This is a genomic window from Pseudomonas sp. RGB, assembly GCF_007713445.1.
Lineage (GTDB): Bacteria > Pseudomonadota > Gammaproteobacteria > Pseudomonadales > Pseudomonadaceae > Aquipseudomonas.
The window spans coordinates 281,887-298,169 of record NZ_VMSH01000007.1; the positions used below are offsets into that span (position 1 = coordinate 281,887).

17 protein-coding genes are annotated in these 16,283 nt (G+C 51.8%); all 17 read left to right on the forward strand.

Going from position 1 to position 16,283, the window contains the following annotated elements; translation table 11 throughout:
• The first annotated feature begins 28 nt into the window (after positions 1-28).
• The 17 genes from FPT15_RS17415 (at position 29) to FPT15_RS17490 (ending at position 16,266) form a co-directional block, all read left to right on the forward strand.
• Complete coding sequence (locus FPT15_RS17415; protein ID WP_256676489.1) at positions 29-2,239, forward strand: bifunctional prephenate dehydrogenase/3-phosphoshikimate 1-carboxyvinyltransferase; 2,211 nt, start codon at positions 29-31, stop codon at positions 2,237-2,239.
• Complete coding sequence (gene cmk / locus FPT15_RS17420) at positions 2,236-2,925, forward strand: (d)CMP kinase (RefSeq protein WP_145163144.1); 690 nt, start codon at positions 2,236-2,238, stop codon at positions 2,923-2,925. Before FPT15_RS17415 ends, cmk begins: the two co-directional genes overlap by 4 nt.
• A gap of 119 nt (positions 2,926-3,044) precedes the next feature.
• Complete coding sequence (gene rpsA, locus FPT15_RS17425; protein ID WP_064451489.1) at positions 3,045-4,739, forward strand: 30S ribosomal protein S1; 1,695 nt, start codon at positions 3,045-3,047, stop codon at positions 4,737-4,739.
• Positions 4,740-4,902: 163 nt separating this feature from the next.
• Complete coding sequence (locus FPT15_RS17430) at positions 4,903-5,187, forward strand: hypothetical protein (RefSeq protein ID WP_145163147.1); 285 nt, start codon at positions 4,903-4,905, stop codon at positions 5,185-5,187.
• Between the two features lie 132 nt (positions 5,188-5,319).
• Positions 5,320-5,616, forward strand: a complete 297-nt coding sequence (gene ihfB, locus FPT15_RS17435; RefSeq protein ID WP_003218804.1) for an integration host factor subunit beta — start codon at positions 5,320-5,322, stop codon at positions 5,614-5,616.
• A 23-nt stretch (positions 5,617-5,639) separates the two neighbouring features.
• The gene (locus FPT15_RS17440) at positions 5,640-5,882 is read left to right on the forward strand and encodes a LapA family protein (RefSeq protein ID WP_145163149.1); all 243 of its coding nucleotides are present in this window, start codon (positions 5,640-5,642) and stop codon (positions 5,880-5,882) included.
• A gap of 527 nt (positions 5,883-6,409) precedes the next feature.
• Positions 6,410-6,724, forward strand: a complete 315-nt coding sequence (locus tag FPT15_RS30075) for a hypothetical protein (RefSeq protein ID WP_256676484.1) — start codon at positions 6,410-6,412, stop codon at positions 6,722-6,724.
• A 33-nt stretch (positions 6,725-6,757) separates the two neighbouring features.
• A complete protein-coding gene (locus FPT15_RS30080) occupies positions 6,758-7,324 on the forward strand; it encodes a hypothetical protein (protein WP_256676486.1) in 567 nt (188 codons plus the stop codon).
• 1,197 nt (positions 7,325-8,521) lie between these two features.
• Positions 8,522-9,592, forward strand: a complete 1,071-nt coding sequence (gene rfbB / locus FPT15_RS17450) for a dTDP-glucose 4,6-dehydratase (RefSeq protein WP_145163151.1) — start codon at positions 8,522-8,524, stop codon at positions 9,590-9,592.
• Between the two features lies 1 nt (position 9,593).
• Complete coding sequence (rfbD, locus tag FPT15_RS17455) at positions 9,594-10,487, forward strand: dTDP-4-dehydrorhamnose reductase (RefSeq protein WP_145163153.1); 894 nt, start codon at positions 9,594-9,596, stop codon at positions 10,485-10,487.
• Entirely contained in the window at positions 10,484-11,377 is an 894-nt protein-coding gene (gene rfbA / locus FPT15_RS17460) for a glucose-1-phosphate thymidylyltransferase RfbA (RefSeq protein ID WP_145163155.1), read from the forward strand. Before rfbD ends, rfbA begins: the two co-directional genes overlap by 4 nt.
• On the forward strand, positions 11,374-11,940 hold the full coding sequence (gene rfbC, locus FPT15_RS17465) for a dTDP-4-dehydrorhamnose 3,5-epimerase (RefSeq protein ID WP_145163157.1): 567 nt from the start codon (positions 11,374-11,376) through the stop codon (positions 11,938-11,940). Before rfbA ends, rfbC begins: the two co-directional genes overlap by 4 nt.
• Positions 11,937-12,341, forward strand: coding sequence for an FdtA/QdtA family cupin domain-containing protein (locus FPT15_RS17470; protein ID WP_145163159.1), 405 nt, complete (start codon positions 11,937-11,939; stop codon positions 12,339-12,341). The genes rfbC and FPT15_RS17470 overlap by 4 nt, the downstream gene beginning before the upstream one ends.
• Complete coding sequence (locus FPT15_RS17475) at positions 12,334-12,798, forward strand: acyltransferase (RefSeq protein WP_145163161.1); 465 nt, start codon at positions 12,334-12,336, stop codon at positions 12,796-12,798. The genes FPT15_RS17470 and FPT15_RS17475 overlap by 8 nt, the downstream gene beginning before the upstream one ends.
• Positions 12,795-13,925: a DegT/DnrJ/EryC1/StrS aminotransferase family protein gene (locus FPT15_RS17480; RefSeq protein ID WP_145163163.1), complete on the forward strand. Its 1,131-nt coding sequence runs from the start codon at positions 12,795-12,797 to the stop codon at positions 13,923-13,925. The genes FPT15_RS17475 and FPT15_RS17480 overlap by 4 nt, the downstream gene beginning before the upstream one ends.
• Positions 13,922-15,211, forward strand: coding sequence for an O-antigen translocase (locus FPT15_RS17485; protein ID WP_145163165.1), 1,290 nt, complete (start codon positions 13,922-13,924; stop codon positions 15,209-15,211). The genes FPT15_RS17480 and FPT15_RS17485 overlap by 4 nt, the downstream gene beginning before the upstream one ends.
• Positions 15,208-16,266, forward strand: coding sequence for a glycosyltransferase family 4 protein (locus tag FPT15_RS17490; protein WP_145163167.1), 1,059 nt, complete (start codon positions 15,208-15,210; stop codon positions 16,264-16,266). Before FPT15_RS17485 ends, FPT15_RS17490 begins: the two co-directional genes overlap by 4 nt.
• Positions 16,267-16,283: the final 17 nt, after the last annotated feature.

The following is a 16,283-nucleotide window of genomic DNA, read 5'->3' on the forward strand; positions in this document are numbered from 1 at the left end:
TGTCACTGCATTGCAACCTGCTGTGCCTATGATCGGTCGCCTGGTGGTGGTGGGTCTGGGATTGATCGGCGGCTCGTTTGCCAAAGGCCTGCGTGAAAGCGGACTGTGCGGCGAAGTGGTCGGTGTGGACCTGGACCCCCAATCGCGCAAGTTGGCGGTTGAGTTGGGCGTGGTCGATCGCTGTGAAGCAGACCTGGCGCTGGCTTGCCAGGGGGCGGACGTGATCCAGCTCGCGGTGCCGATTCTGGCGATGGAGAAACTGCTGGCCTTGCTGGCCGGCATGGACGTGGGGCAGGCGATTCTCACGGATGTCGGCAGTGCCAAGGGTAATGTGGTGCGCGCGGCGCAACGGGCGTTTGGTGGCATGCCGGCGCGTTTTGTACCGGGCCACCCGATTGCCGGTTCCGAGCAGAGTGGTGTCGAGGCGTCCAATGCGCAGTTGTTCCGTCGTCATAAAGTGATCCTGACACCGCTTGAGCAAACCGACCCGGCAGCCTTGGCTGTGGTCGATCGCCTGTGGCGTGAACTGGGTGCGGATGTCGAGCACATGCAGGTCGAGCGTCACGATGAAGTGCTGGCGGCGACCAGCCATTTGCCGCATTTGCTGGCTTTTGGCTTGGTGGATTCGCTGGCTAAACGTAACGAGAATCTCGATATTTTCCGCTACGCCGCTGGTGGTTTCCGCGATTTCACGCGTATTGCCGGCAGTGATCCAGTGATGTGGCATGACATCTTCCTTGCCAATCGCGAGGCGGTGCTGCGCACCCTGGACACCTTCCGCAGCGACCTCGACGCCTTGCGCGACGCGGTGGATGCGGGGGACGGCCATCAATTACTGGGCGTGTTCACCCGTGCGCGGGTGGCGCGTGAGCACTTCAGCAAAATTCTGGCGCGCCGGGCCTATATGGAAACTGCTGTGAACGCCGATGAGCAGACCTTCCTCGCCAACCCGGGTGGCCGCCTGAGCGGACAGATTCGGATGCCGGGCGACAAGTCGATCTCCCATCGCTCGATCATGCTCGGCTCACTGGCTGATGGCGTGACAGAGGTTGAAGGTTTCCTTGAGGGCGAAGATGCCCTGGCGACCTTGCAGGCGTTTCGCGACATGGGCGTGGTGATTGAAGGGCCGCACCATGGGCGCGTGACCATCCATGGGGTTGGCCTGCATGGCTTGAAGCCGGCGCCGGGGCCGATCTACCTGGGCAACTCCGGAACGTCGATGCGGCTGTTGTCCGGCTTGCTGGCGGCGCAGCGCTTCGACAGTGTGTTGACCGGCGATGCTTCGCTGTCCAAGCGCCCGATGAGCCGCGTGGCCAAGCCACTGCGCGAAATGGGCGCGGTGATTGAAACCGGGCCGGAAGGGCGTCCGCCGTTGACCATTCGCGGAGGTCAGGCATTAAAAGGCCTGACCTATACGCTGCCAATGGCCAGCGCGCAGGTTAAATCCTGCCTGTTGCTGGCGGGCTTGTATGCCGAGGGCAAAACCTCGGTGACCGAGCCTGCACCGACCCGTGACCACACCGAACGAATGCTGCGCGGCTTCGGTTATCCGGTGCAGGTGCAGGGCGCTACGGCGTCGGTTGAGTCGGGCCATGCGTTGACCTCCACGCATATTGAGGTGCCGGGGGACATTTCTTCTTCTGCATTCTTTCTGGTCGCGGCGTCGATTGCCGAGGGTTCCGAGCTGTTGCTGGAGCATGTGGGGATCAATCCGACACGGACCGGTGTGATCGATATCCTGCGGCTGATGGGTGCGGACATCACGCTGGAAAACCTGCGTGAGGTCGGCGGTGAACCAGTCGCCGATTTGCGCGTGCGTGCTGCTGCGCTGAATGGCATCGAGATTCCTGAGGCGTTGGTGCCGCTGGCGATTGATGAGTTTCCGGTGTTGTTCATCGCGGCGGCCTGCGCTCAGGGCCGTACCGTGTTGCGCGGCGCTGCAGAGCTGCGCGTGAAGGAATCCGACCGTATCCAGGTAATGGCCGACGGTCTGCTGGCGTTGGGCGTGAAGTGTGAACCGACACCCGATGGGATTATCATTGACGGTGGCCTGATAGGCGGCGGCGAGGTGCATTCCCATGGCGATCACCGGATTGCCATGGCCTTCAGTGTGGCGTCCCTGAGGGCGACAGCGCCGATTCGTATCCGTGACTGTGCCAATGTGGCTACATCTTTTCCGAACTTTCTTACACTGTGTGCCCATGTCGGCATTCGTGTTGCCCAAGAGGCTCAATTGTGAATATCAAAGCACCGGTGATTACCATCGACGGGCCAAGCGGCTCGGGCAAAGGCACGATTGCCGGCATTCTGGCCAAGCGCCTGGGCTGGTGCCTGCTGGATTCCGGCGCGCTGTACCGTTTGCTGGCCTTTGCCGCGCGTAACCACGGCGTCGACCTGACCAACGAAGAATCCCTGAAGCTGCTGGCGGCGCATCTTGATGTGCAGTTCGTCGGCGCGACGGAAGGTCATCCGCAACGCATCATCCTCGAAGGCGACGATGTGACCGATGATCTGCGTAACGAACAAGTTGGCTCCTGGGCCTCCCAGGTTGCCGCGCTGCCGGCCGTGCGGGACGCGCTGCTGCAGCGCCAGCGGGCGTTTCAGGAACCGCCGGGCCTGGTCGCGGATGGTCGCGACATGGGCACCGTGGTGTTTCCAGATGCGCCGTTGAAGATTTTCCTCACCGCCAGCGCCGAAGAACGGGCGCGCCGCCGTTACTTGCAGTTGAAGGGCAAAGTCGATGGTGTTAGTCTGTCGAGTCTGCTAGATGAGATCCGTGCACGCGATGAGCGTGATACCCAGCGTGCGGTAGCCCCGCTCAAGCCGGCGGCTGACGCCATACAGCTGGATTCCACGGAGTTATCCATCGAGCAGGTGCTGGAACGCATCTTGAGTGAAATCGCCATTCGCGATATCACCGGGTGACCAAGAAGGCTGCAGGGGACCAGTCATAGTCCTGCGGTGCTTCTTTTAATTGAAACTGACCCACACCGTCTGGGGTGTGGAGATGGGCGTATTCTTCGCCCTTATCAACAGGAATTAAAATGAGCGAAAGCTTTGCGGAACTCTTTGAAGAAAGCCTAAAAACCCTGAACCTTCAGGCAGGCTCCATCATCACCGGTGTTATCGTTGATATCGATTACCAAGCTCGCTGGGTAACCGTTCACGCTGGTCTGAAGTCTGAAGCTCTGATCCCGCTGGAACAGTTCTACAACGATGCTGGTGACCTGACTATCAATGTCGGTGACGAAGTTCACGTTGCTCTGGACTCGGTTGAAGACGGTTTCGGTGAAACCAAGCTGTCCCGTGAAAAAGCCAAGCGCGCTGAATGCTGGATTGTTCTCGAAGCAGCCTTCGCAGCTGAAGAAGTGGTCAAGGGCGTTATCAACGGTAAGGTTAAAGGCGGCTTCACTGTCGACGTTAACGGCATCCGTGCGTTCCTGCCAGGTTCTTTGGTCGACGTTCGTCCAGTGCGCGACACCACGCACCTGGAAGGCAAAGAACTCGAATTCAAGGTCATCAAACTCGACCAGAAGCGCAACAACGTTGTCGTTTCCCGTCGCAGCGTCCTGGAAGCAGAGAACTCCGCCGAGCGTGAAGCTCTGCTGGAATCCCTGCAGGAAGGCCAACAAGTCAAAGGTATCGTCAAGAACCTCACCGATTACGGCGCATTCGTCGATCTGGGTGGCGTCGATGGCCTGCTGCACATAACCGACATGGCTTGGAAGCGTATCAAGCATCCTTCTGAAATCGTCAACGTTGGCGACGAGATCGATGTCAAGGTTCTGAAGTACGATCGTGAGCGTAACCGCGTTTCCCTGGGCTTGAAGCAGCTGGGCGAAGATCCATGGGTTGCTATCAAAGCTCGTTACCCAGAAAGCACTCGCGTAACCGCGCGTGTTACCAACCTGACCGACTACGGCTGCTTCGCAGAGCTGGAAGAAGGCGTGGAAGGCCTGGTACACGTTTCCGAAATGGACTGGACCAACAAAAACATCCACCCTTCGAAAGTCGTACAAGTCGGCGACGAAGTGGAAGTTATGGTTCTGGACATCGACGAAGAGCGTCGTCGTATCTCCCTGGGCATCAAGCAGTGCAAATCTAACCCATGGGAAGATTTCTCTGGCCAGTTCAACAAGGGCGATAAAATCTCCGGCACCATCAAGTCGATCACCGATTTCGGTATCTTCATTGGTCTGGATGGCGGCATCGACGGCCTGGTTCACCTGTCCGACATCTCCTGGAACGAAGTTGGCGAAGAAGCTGTTCGTCGTTTCAAGAAGGGCGACGAGCTGGACACCGTTATCCTGTCGGTTGACCCAGAGCGCGAGCGCATCTCCCTGGGTATCAAGCAACTGGAAAGCGATCCGTTCTCCGAGTACGTTCAAGAGAACGACAAAGGCGCAATCGTTAAAGGCACTGTGAAAGAAGTTGACGCTAAAGGCGCCATCATCACTCTGGCCGACGATATCGAAGCGACTCTGAAAGCCTCCGAAATCAGCCGTGACCGCGTTGAAGACGCACGTAACGTTCTGAAAGAAGGCCAGGAAGTAGAAGCCAAGATCATCAGCGTTGACCGCAAGAGCCGTGTAATCCAGCTCTCCATCAAGTCGAAAGACGAGATCGAAGAGAAAGAAGCCATTCAGAGCCTGCGCGACAAGCCAGCCTCTTCTGAGCCTTCTGCTGGTCCTACCACTCTGGGCGACCTGCTGCGTGCACAGATGGAAAAACAGAACTAAGTTCTGTCAGACCATAGAAAAAGGGCGACTTCGGTCGCCCTTTTTTGTGCCTGAAATTCGTTGAATCAATACCGAGAACCAAGGTGCGCAGCACAGTGTCAGAACTGGCTATAGTTTTATTAAAAGCACGGTTGTCAGTGATGTTGTTTCAATAAGGATTTCGATGAACAAGTTTATTTTAATCTTCGCCGCAGTCATGCTTGCCGGCTGCTCTACTACCAGCGCCAAAACTCACGTCAAGCGCGGTGTCAGTGGTATCGAGGTCGACTGCTCGGGCCTCGGTGGCAATTGGAGCAAGTGCGAGAAGCGCGCTGCCCGCGAATGCAAGATGCAAGGCTATAAGGTCATCACTCGATCCAGCGATGCCGAGGACGAAGAGGGCGACTATCCGTTCGGCTGGAATCCCGCCGGCGCTGTAACTCGCACTATGCTGGTGATCTGTAATTGAGGCTAAAAGGCGCATGTTGCGGGTGTCCGCCTGTGCAGCAGATAAGTTGTCTAGTGGGCTGTTCAAATTCATCAAGTCATGCTAAAACCTTTGAAGCGCTTTTCCTAGCTGCTTGAAAAAGAAGGGAAAAATATGACGAAGTCGGAGTTGATCGAACGAATTGTCACCCATCAAGGGCTGCTTTCATCCAAGGATGTAGAGCTGGCTATCAAGACTATGCTTGAGCAAATGTCCCAATGTTTGGCTACTGGGGATCGGATTGAGATCCGTGGTTTTGGCAGCTTCTCCTTGCATTACCGCGCACCGCGCGTCGGCCGTAACCCAAAAACCGGGCAGTCGGTCAGCCTTGATGGCAAGTTTGTACCTCACTTCAAGCCTGGAAAGGAATTGCGGGACCGGGTGAACGAAGACGAGGAAGAAGGCGTCTGACTGTTTTTGGGCAGGAGATGGTTATGCGAGGAATCAAGCGCGTGTTTTTGTTGCTGACAGTACTGGCAGCTGTACTGATAGTTTTAGGGTTTGTGCTGGAAAATCAGCAGGGCGTGTCTCTCTCGTTCTTGGGGTTGGCGACTGCGCAGATGCCGGTGTCGGTATTTGTGGTAGTTGCTTTGATTGTGGGGTTGCTGATTGGGCCTTTGCTAAGCGTCTTGTTTCGTGGGCGACGTGTTAAGTCGAGGCATGCTACCCATAATTGAGCGGTTAGGCCTCTCACTTTGCAGTGATCGGTTGGAGTGCTCCGGACACCGTTTGTCAGATAATTTCTTCGTGGCCCGTCCGCCAAGTTGTGCGCAGTTTTGTGAATCTTTGGATTTTCGTGCCGTAAAATCTACGGTGGTATTGGTGCCATATCGGTGATGCTCCATTTTTCTCTCTTCACCCCCCTGCACAGACACCTCCAGGGAACGCTTTGCTAGCATTTTAAGAAATGGCCTACAGACATTTAGAAGCTTGAAATATGTTTTGGAGGTGGCAAAATGGAATCTGTGCCTCGATAACAGGCATTTTTTGCACTCAAGACTCAGAAGCGACGCTGGGTTCTGATGAGTATCTAATTAAAATAAAACACACAATGTAGTATGCATAACGAGCCCGCAGTTTCTCCTTGACGGCAGGTTTTTGTTGTGATTAGTAGCTTCTGCTCCCCCCAGTAAGATCCTCTGACGCCATAGATTTAATAGAGCTATTAAAAGTCGTCTACCTTCAAAAAAAGCTTCTGCTTCTAGTGAGTTTAACGGTTGCGTTGATTGCACGGGTCTACGCGTTTATGGCAACCCCCCAGTACAAGGTCAGCGTGGTGCTGCGCCCTGAAGCCATCAATGAACTGGATGCGCTGAATCGCTCCGAAGCTTACCAATTACCGGCCGACGCGCTGCGCAAGGGTGGGCGAGGCGCTGGAGTCGTACGATACTCGCCTGGCTTTCTTCAAAGCCAATCAGAAGCTGTTCGCAAGCTTCGTTCGCCCTGGAGAAACACTGGAGCTGAGTTTCGAATCGTTCAACCGCAATTCGATTCAGTTGCCGTTGCCCGATCCGGATAAAAAAATTTACCGGGTGCTTATATCAAGCTCGAAATGATTTATCCCAAGGGTATTGACCGGGTTGCTATCCTGAATGGTCGGGTCGACTACGCCATCGGCACTACGCGTGAACAAATCAGTGCTGGCGTGAATGTCATCGTCCAAAACCGGCTCAGTGAGCTCAAAGGAAAAATTGACTCGGCTCGCTCGAACTACAATGTCGAGAAAGAAGCCAAAACCGGTTCGTTACGTGAGGTCGATGCTTTAAAACGTGCACAGTTGCAGGATGAGCTGAGTGCCTTGAGTGCGCAATTGAAAGTGCTACGCAGTGATCGTATCTTTCAACTGAATGAAGCGATAGGAATTGCCGGATCCTTGGGTATGCGAAAACCTGCTACGTTGTTTTCATTCGCTGAGCCCGCCAATACCCGTGCCGGCAGCGTGATTCGCAACGAAGTGAACAACCAGCAAACACCCCTTTGTTTTATGGGTGGGAGGCACTTAAGGCTGAGCTTGCCGCGCTGGGGCAGCGCAAGTCGGATGACTTCGCCGATCCTCGCGTCGCGCAGATCGCGAAGGAGTTTCAATTGCTGGCTACCAACCGCGAAATTGAAGTGCTGAACGCGCGGAAAAAATGAGGATGTTTTCCTCGCGGGTGTTCAACCGGTACGTGCAGAGATGACCCGGTTGAGTCATTTGAATGCTGATATGTCGACCCTCAAGTTGGTCGCTATCGATCAGCAGGCCCTTGAGCCGTTGGCGCCAGCTATACCAAATCGCCTACTCATAGTGGTTCTTGGTTTGATCGGCGAGGCTGTATAGGCTGTTTCATTGCGCTCATCAGGCATCAGGCTCTCGTCTGCGGCGCTTCTGCAGCGGATAGCGCTTCGACCGCTCCCGCTCGTGCGCTTATCGATGCTAAGTCAATCAGTGGTGCTCAACCCATGCTGTCCAGAAGTAGCTGAGCAGCATGGGGTGCTTGATCGAACTGTCTTTATGTTCGGATGGCTTTCATCGCCCTCGATCCTCAGAGCACCGCTGTCTGGCGTGTGCTCATTTTTCTGCGAAAGGTTGGGTAACCCTGATTCTTGAATTTATGCCCGCAGCCATAAGCGACGCTGAATCTTTCAGCTTTCGAATTGGTTTTGACGCGGTTATGGTGCTCCGAGAAAGATTTCTATACATGGTGAAAAAACTCGTCGCGGACCTTTACTGCTCGAGAGGGCGCAGGTGTTAGGATTGGCTGCGTTGATCGGGCGGTATCATCTCAAGGCTGAAGATGGTCGCTTGGGGCATCCGTCGATGGGTATGGCGCGCGTTGATAGGACGCGGAACTGCTTCATAGGCGCATAAATCTTTTGCCATGGCATTTCGGTGCCGTGTTTGAACCAACGTTCCGCGTTGAGCTCTACCAAGAGTTCGAGTGCCGAACGGAGTTTCGAAAAGTATCGAATCAAAAAACTAGAACGATATTTTTTTGTGTGAAGGAACACGTCGAGATCAGTGTTGATACAGGCTATCGTACGTAGTTTGGCGCACGTGAGGGATTCGGCGAACGTCTGTCGAACTCATAAGAGCAAAAAAGCCGTTTTTATGCGTGTGCATTTTTTGAGCCTCAGGCAAACGCGTCAAGACGGTGGGTATTTCAGGCCCTTCGAAGGGAGCTGTGTTAACGACCAAGCGAGGCAAGATTAAGCTGATCGCGAAGAGTCATCACGATACAGTGTTCCTCCTGGTTCGTTATTTTTCCAAAGTCAAGTGCGAAAGCGTAATGACGAATGAGCGCTTCTAGCGCTGTTTGAGTTTAAGGAGAGTGTTTTGAAAATATTAGTGACCGGTGGCGCTGGTTTCATTGGTTCGGCGGTTGTCCGCCATATCATTGCAAATACCAAGGATTCGGTGGTCAATCTCGATAAATTGACCTATGCCGGCAATCTGGAGTCACTGGGAGAAAGCGCCACGAGTAGCCGATATAGCTTTGAGCGCGTTGATATTTGCGATGCCGACCAACTCAAGCGGGTTTTTGAAGAACATCGCCCGGATGCCGTCATGCACCTTGCGGCGGAGTCCCATGTTGACCGTTCGATCAGTGGCCCTTCGGATTTTATTCAGACCAATATCGTAGGGACCTACACGCTCCTGGAGGCGGCACGTCATTACTGGATGGGGCTTGATCCTGAGGCCAAACAGCGCTTTCGCTTCCATCATATCTCTACTGATGAGGTATACGGTGACCTTGATGGTCCGGAAGACCTGTTTACCGAGCAGACGTCCTACCAGCCCAGCTCGCCTTATTCAGCGAGCAAAGCAAGTTCCGACCACTTGGTGCGGGCCTGGGCGCGAACCTATGGTTTACCGGCAATCGTAACGAACTGCTCGAATAACTACGGTCCCTGCCACTTCCCTGAAAAGCTGATACCCCTGGTTATCTTGAATGCACTCGAAGGCAAGCCCCTGCCTATTTATGGTAAGGGTGACCAAGTTCGTGACTGGTTGTACGTGGTAGATCATGCCCACGCTCTTTACAAAGTGGTAACTGAGGGCGAAATCGGCGAGACCTACAATATTGGCGGTCACAATGAGAAGAAGAATCTCGAGGTGGTACACACCGTTTGTACCTTGCTGGATGAGCTTTGCCCTGAATCGCCGCATCGTCCGCACGAGCAACTGATCACCTACGTTCAGGATCGTCCAGGACATGACCAGCGCTATGCGATTGACGCCAGCAAAATTCAGCGTGAGCTGGGATGGAAGCCCGAAGAGACATTCGATTCGGGTATTCGCAAAACGGTTGAGTGGTATCTGCACAACCAAGGTTGGGTAGAGAACGTGAAAAGTGGTAACTACCAGCAGTGGATCGAAAAAAACTACACCGAGCGTAAAGCCTGACATGAAAATTTTGCTGCTAGGTAAAAATGGCCAGGTGGGTTGGGAGCTTCAACGTTCGCTTGCGATGTTGGGCACTGTCGTCGCGCTCGATCGCAATCTAAGCAATGGTCTGTGCGGCGACCTTGCCAACGTCCAATCCTTGCGCGCCACGATCCAGCAAGTAGCTCCGGACATAATCGTCAATGCAGCCGCTTATACTGCAGTGGACAAGGCTGAGTCCGATAAGGATCTGGCGTTGCTAATCAATGCGACGGCGGTGGCGGCAATCGCTGAAGAGGCGAACAAGCTCGGATGCTGGTTTGTGCATTTTTCCACGGATTATGTATTTGACGGCCAAGGCGACGCGCCTTGGCAGGAGAACGACCCTGTTTCTCCAGTCAATTATTATGGCACTACCAAACTGATGGGCGAGCAGGCGATTGTGGCGTCAGGCTGCAAGTACCTTATTTTTCGTACAAGCTGGGTTTACGGCGTAAGAGGCAATAACTTTGCCAAGACGATGTTGCGACTCACTGCGGATCGCGACGAACTTAACGTCATTGCGGACCAGATAGGCGCGCCTACTGGTGCAGATCTTATCGCCGATGTATGCGCAGTCGCTGTCAGGCAAGCAATGGTAGATCCGTCGGTAGCTGGCGTTTATCATGTGGCTGCCGCTGGGTTTACCTCTTGGCACGAGTACGCCCAGTTGGTTATTGATTACGGCAGATCTCTGGCGCTGCCGATGCAGGTACAGGTTGTAAACCCTATTCCAACATCGCAGTTCCCAACGCCTGCCCGTCGACCATTGAATTCACGGCTCAATACCGAGAAACTGCGTCAGACTTTTTCCATCCACCTGCCTGAATGGCGCGGTGGTGTGACTCGGATGTTAAAGGAAGTTTTAGAGAAATGACGGTTATTAAACGCAAAGGCATCATCCTGGCAGGCGGTTCTGGTACGCGCTTGCACCCCTTGACGTTGGGCGTGTCCAAACAGATGTTGCCCATCTTTGACAAGCCGATGATTTTCTACCCGCTGTCCGTGCTGATGCTAGCTGGGATGCGCGAAATCCTGATTATCTCTACTCCAGAAGACCTGCCGTGCTTCAAAAAATTGCTGGGCGACGGTAGCCAATACGGTATCGAACTCACCTATGCAGAACAGCCGAGCCCCGACGGATTAGCGCAAGCTTTCATCATCGGCGAAGAGTTTATTGGTGATGATCCGTGCTGCCTGATCTTGGGCGACAACATTTTCTATGGCCAGCATTTCTCTGATAATCTTCGCTCTGCGATGTCTCAAAACTCCGGCGCGACTGTGTTTGGTTATCATGTTTCGGACCCTGAGCGTTTTGGGGTAGTCGAATTTGACCACACTGGCCGTGCGCTCAGCATCGAGGAGAAGCCAGCTCTGCCTAAGTCAAACTATGCAGTGACAGGTTTGTATTTCTACGATAACCGTGTTGTTGAAGTCGCAAAGAACATCAAGCCTTCGCCGCGTGGTGAACTCGAGATTACAGATGTAAACAAGGCTTACCTGGACGACAAGTCATTAACGGTGGAAATGTTAGGTCGAGGTTTCGCCTGGCTTGACACAGGTACTCACGAATCGTTACTTGAAGCGAGCCACTTTGTTCATACCATTGAGCACCGCCAGGGGCTTAAAGTAGCTTGCCTTGAAGAAATCGCCTTTAACAGTGGTTGGATTTCGGCAAAGCAACTAAGTGAGCAAGCTGAAAAGCTCAAGAAAACCGGCTACGGGCAGTATCTGCAGAAGCTACTCAAAGAGGCTTCTGATAAATGAAACTGATCCAGACCTCGATCCCGGACGTCGTCATAATTGAACCGGCTGTTTACGCAGATGCGCGTGGCTGGTTCATGGAAAGTTTCAACCAAGCAAAATTTCATGCGGCGCTGCAGGATCTTGGTTTGTCTGTCCCGAATGCATTCATTCAAGACAATCACTCCTATTCCGCTAAAGGGGTGTTGCGTGGCCTGCATTTTCAGCGTGCACCCCACGCACAGGGAAAACTGGTCCGGGTTGTGAGGGGCTCAGTCTATGATGTTGCCGTCGATATCCGTCCCGGTTCAGCCACCTATCTGCAATGGGTTGGCGTTGAACTAAACACTGATAACAACCGCATGCTGTGGATTCCGGAAGGGTTTGCGCACGGGTTTGTTTCGTTAGAAGACAATACGCACTTCTTGTACAAAACGACGGATTATTACGATAAACAATCGGAGGGGGCACTTCATTGGAGCGATCCTCAACTTTCCATTGAATGGCCGGGATTTGAAGATTACATTATCAGTGATAAAGATAATGAAGCCCCAGGCGTTGAAAGCCTGTCGGTAGTTGTGGGATGAGTTTAATTAACTTTTTAGATGTTAAGAAGTTGGGTGATCATCGCGGTCACCTTATAGCGCTTGAAAACAACAGAAGTATCCCTTTCGCTATAAAGCGTGTCTATTACCTGACCGATACGCAGGTGGACGTGCCTCGTGGATTTCACGCGCATAAAGAGCTAACTCAAGTCGCGGTCTGTGTGTCAGGACGTTGCCTGATGAAAATGGACGACGGAGTAAATAAAGAAGAAGTTTGGTTGGACGCCTCTGACAAGGCGATTGTCATCGATAAAATGATTTGGCACGAAATGCATGAGTTTAGTGCAGATTGTGTGTTGTTAGTGTTAGCCGATGATTATTACGACGAGCAAGACTACATTCGGAATTACGACGCGTTTTTGGAGCTGACAAAACATGCCTAAAATACATCCACTCGCCGATGTGAAAAGCACACGCCTCGGAAAAGACACTCGAGTGTGGCAGTTTGCAGTGATTTTCGACGGCGCGGTCATTGGTGAAAACTGCAACGTTTGTGCGCATACACTGATAGAAAACGGTGTATCGGTAGGCAACAACGTCACCATTAAGTCGGGCGTATTTCTCTGGGAAGGGACGGTTATTGCTGATGATGTTTTCATCGGACCTAACGCCACATTTACGAATGACGCTATGCCTCGTTCCAAAGTCTACCCGGAGATTTTTTCAGGGATCATTATCAAACGAGGTGCCAGCATCGGTGCCAACGCGACGATCTTGCCAGGCGTGACGATTGGTGAGGACGCAATGGTCGGTGCGGGCGCTGTAGTCGTGTCCGACATTCCTGATCGTGCAGTCGTTGTTGGTAATCCAGCTAAAGTTATTAGGTACTTGACCAAATGATAAGTTTTCTCGATTTGAAATCAATCAATCACCTGTGCCGCCAGGAACTGGTTGATGCGTGCACCCGAGTAATCGATTCCGGTTGGTACATCGGTGGGAGCGAACTGCAGCAGTTTGAACAGCGCTATGCTGAGTATTGCGGAACTAAGCATTGCATTGGCGTCGCCAACGGGCTTGACGCTCTGGTGCTGGTCATCCGCGCCTGGAAGGAATTGGGCTACTTGTGCGAAGGAGATGAAATTCTGGTTCCTTCAAATACCTATATCGCGAGTATTCTCGCCATATCGGAGAATGGGCTGACACCCGTTCTGGTAGAGCCAGATCCAGCAACGTTTAATATATGCCCCCTTAACGCTGAGGCTGCAATTACTAGCAGAACCAAAGCTATTCTGCCGGTGCATTTATATGGTCGTCTTGCGGACATGCCAGCCATCATGGCGCTCGCTGAACGATCTGGCCTGCTCGTGCTGGAAGACTCTGCTCAATCCCATGGGGCCAGCGTTGATGGAAGGAAAGCTGGTAACTGGGGCCATGCTTCCGGTTTCAGCTTCTATCCCGGAAAAAATCTTGGTGCGCTTGGCGATGCAGGTGCAATTACTACAAACGATGACGTACTGGCGTCGACGCTGAGGGCTTTACGTAATTACGGCTCTCACGAAAAGTACAAGAATCTGTACCGTGGAATGAATAGCCGACTGGACGAGATTCAGGCGGCTTGTTTGTGTGTAAAGCTAAAATATCTGGACGATCAAACGGCTCACCGCCGTCAGATTGCCGACTTGTATACCAGGACCATTAACAACCCTGCCATTGTTTTGCCTGAGTCCGAAGGTTTCGAGCCTTCGCAGAATACACGTCATGTATGGCATGTTTACACTGTTCTTTGTGAGCAAAGAGCTGCGCTCCAAGATCACTTTTTGCGAGCGGGCATTCAAACGTTGATTCACTATCCTATTCCTCCACATCACCAGCAGGCCTATGCTGAATTAGCGGGGTGCTCTTTTCCGGTCTCAGAAAAAATACACAGTCAGATCTTGAGCTTGCCTATCGGCCCAACGATGTCACTGAGCGATGCTGAAGCGGTCGTTCAGGCATGCAACAGCTTTGTGGCTAAAGAAACTAAATGAACCTCGTTAAGACCAGCTTTTTTAATGGGATAGCTGTTGTCGTTAAGATGTTGACCCTTTTGGGAATCAATAAGATCTTGGCGCTGTATGTTGGGCCGTCAGGTTATGCAGCATTGGGGCAACTACAGAACGCTCTTACAATGATAATAACGCTCTCCAGTGGTGCTGTTAATACTGGTGTTACCAAATACACAGCTGAATACGCTGAAGAGCCGAGCAAGCAGCACGCGGTTTGGAAGACTTCAACCGCTTTGGCGGTTGTAGGCTCTCTGACTGTGGGCATTGCGGTAGCGGTGTTTAGCCATAGGTTGTCGTTGTATTTTTTTAAAAAAGAAGAATATGCCAGTGTATTTTTGTGGGTCGCTTTATCTTTAGTTTTTTTTACATTAAATGCTTTATTGATGGCTATAATCAATGGGAAAAAAGATGTAAAGACATTAGTCATCGCTAACATTGCCGGCAGCGTCTTGTCTTTGATAGTTACGGGGTTACTCACCTGGTTTTTAGGGCTCTATGGGGCGTTGGTTTCTCTCGGTATCTATCAGGCGCTGGCGTTCGTTACGACTGTTTTCCTATGCAGGCATGCAGACTGGTTTCGCGTCGAATATTTTTTTGGACGGTTCGATAAACGCGTCGCTGTTGATTTAAGTAAGTATGCTGCAATGGCGTTGACGACTGCTGTGTGTCTTCCAATCGCTCAAATATTGATCCGGGACCATTTAACAAACGAGTTCGGCATCGAGTACGCTGGTTATTGGGAAGCGATGTGGCGGCTAAGTAGCGCCTATCTCTTGCTGGTGACAACGACGCTAGGCGTTTACTATCTGCCTCGTCTTTCAGAGCTTTTCGGCTATAATGCGATTCTGAAAGAAGTAATTGACGGTTATAAAATTGTGCTTCCTGTTGCCATATTAGGCTGCGCAGCTGTGTATTTTTTACGCGATTTTGTTATTTCTGTTTTGTTTAGCAAGCAATTTTTACCCATGAGGGATCTCTTCGCTTTTCAGCTCATTGGTGATGTGATGAAAGTGGGAAGCTGGATACTTGCTTATGTCATGCTCGGCAAGGCTATGTATAAGTTATATATCGTCACGGAGGTGCTGTTTTCCATGTCATGGTACTTCTTGGTTTTGCTGTTCACACGGTGGCATGGGTTTGATGGAGTGGTTGAAGCCTATGCATTCAATTATTTCCTTTATTGGATTATTATGGCTGTTTGTGTGATGTACGCACTGAGTACCCATTCCAAGGGTCAAACTGACCCGTCGATGAAGAGCGCCCAATGAAAATTTTAATCCCGATGCTCGCGTTTTCAAGCGCCGGTGGGATGAGGGTATTGTCGAGACTGTCTAGCGAGTTAATAGAGAGCGGCCACCAAGTCGATTTTTTAGGTCCGCATTTCATTAACAAGCCTTACTATCCGACGCTCGCTAATGTCAGAGTTTTTAAGAATGTTTTTAATCGGATACCGGTGCTGCGGGGGATTTTTAACCTCATAGGCATGTTCCTGTTTGTTCTAAGGCATCGGAAAGAATATGACGTTTTTCTGGCGAATTATAATTTAACTGCCTTCCCGGTCGCGCTGGGTGCCCTGGGTACAGGTAAAGGTTTTTACTATATTCAGGCTTATGAGCCCAGCTTTTATGACAGGAAAAGTTTTATAGGTTTTTTTGGCTATCTCATGGCGTCGGCTTCGTATTTCTTACCGCTCCGGCGAATTGTTAATGGCGAAATTTACCAAAGCTATAAGCTGTTAAAAGCAAAATGCGTTGTTGAACCTGGGATTGATTTAGACGTATTCAAATTTTCTCCGAGGCCGTTTCCGTCCGGAGAAATAGTTGTAGGATGCATAGGTCGGGGCCTGGCTTGGAAGGGGACGTATGAGATTGTGCAGGCCGTAAAAATTGTCAGAGCAACCACCGGTAAGAATTTGATCTTAAAAGTGGCTTTCGAGCTTCCTAAAACGGTTGATTTGAATAGTTACGACTTTATTGAAATGAGTGCGCCTCATGGTGATGAGCACTTGGCGGCGTTTTATAGAAGCGTTGACTTGTTTATCGCCACCGGGCTTCTGCAGGACAATGCCTTTCACTATCCGTGTTTAGAGTCTCTGGCGTCAGGTTGTATAGTCGTCTCAAATTACGGGCCGGCCACTGAAAGTAATTCACTGTATGTGTACCGGGTAACGATTGAGAAGATAGTTTCTCAGATACTGCAGTATCTTCAATTGGACGAGCAAGCGTTAGCCACTATGCGGGCTAATGCAGAACAAGACGTGAAAGCCTATGAATGGTCGGCGATAGCAAGAAAAATGCTTGATTCATTTGCTTCTCTACGTTAACTATTTCTTAAGAATAT

Bases quoted from the DNA above. Each gene is read 5' to 3' on its own strand.
- FPT15_RS30080 (WP_256676486.1), top strand. From the start codon at position 6,758: ATGATTTATCCCAAGGGTATTGACCGGGTTGCTATCCTGAATGGTCGG.
- FPT15_RS17430 (WP_145163147.1), top strand. From the start codon at position 4,903: ATGAACAAGTTTATTTTAATCTTCGCCGCAGTCATGCTTGCCGGCTGC.
- FPT15_RS17480 (WP_145163163.1), top strand. From the start codon at position 12,795: ATGATAAGTTTTCTCGATTTGAAATCAATCAATCACCTGTGCCGCCAG.
- FPT15_RS17440 (WP_145163149.1), top strand. From the start codon at position 5,640: ATGCGAGGAATCAAGCGCGTGTTTTTGTTGCTGACAGTACTGGCAGCT.
- rfbD (WP_145163153.1), top strand. From the start codon at position 9,594: ATGAAAATTTTGCTGCTAGGTAAAAATGGCCAGGTGGGTTGGGAGCTT.
- ihfB (WP_003218804.1), top strand. From the start codon at position 5,320: ATGACGAAGTCGGAGTTGATCGAACGAATTGTCACCCATCAAGGGCTG.
- FPT15_RS17475 (WP_145163161.1), top strand. From the start codon at position 12,334: ATGCCTAAAATACATCCACTCGCCGATGTGAAAAGCACACGCCTCGGA.
- rpsA (WP_064451489.1), top strand. From the start codon at position 3,045: ATGAGCGAAAGCTTTGCGGAACTCTTTGAAGAAAGCCTAAAAACCCTG.
- FPT15_RS17490 (WP_145163167.1), top strand. From the start codon at position 15,208: ATGAAAATTTTAATCCCGATGCTCGCGTTTTCAAGCGCCGGTGGGATG.
- rfbA (WP_145163155.1), top strand. From the start codon at position 10,484: ATGACGGTTATTAAACGCAAAGGCATCATCCTGGCAGGCGGTTCTGGT.
- FPT15_RS17485 (WP_145163165.1), top strand. From the start codon at position 13,922: ATGAACCTCGTTAAGACCAGCTTTTTTAATGGGATAGCTGTTGTCGTT.
- FPT15_RS17470 (WP_145163159.1), top strand. From the start codon at position 11,937: ATGAGTTTAATTAACTTTTTAGATGTTAAGAAGTTGGGTGATCATCGC.
- rfbC (WP_145163157.1), top strand. From the start codon at position 11,374: ATGAAACTGATCCAGACCTCGATCCCGGACGTCGTCATAATTGAACCG.
- FPT15_RS17415 (WP_256676489.1), top strand. From the start codon at position 29: ATGATCGGTCGCCTGGTGGTGGTGGGTCTGGGATTGATCGGCGGCTCG.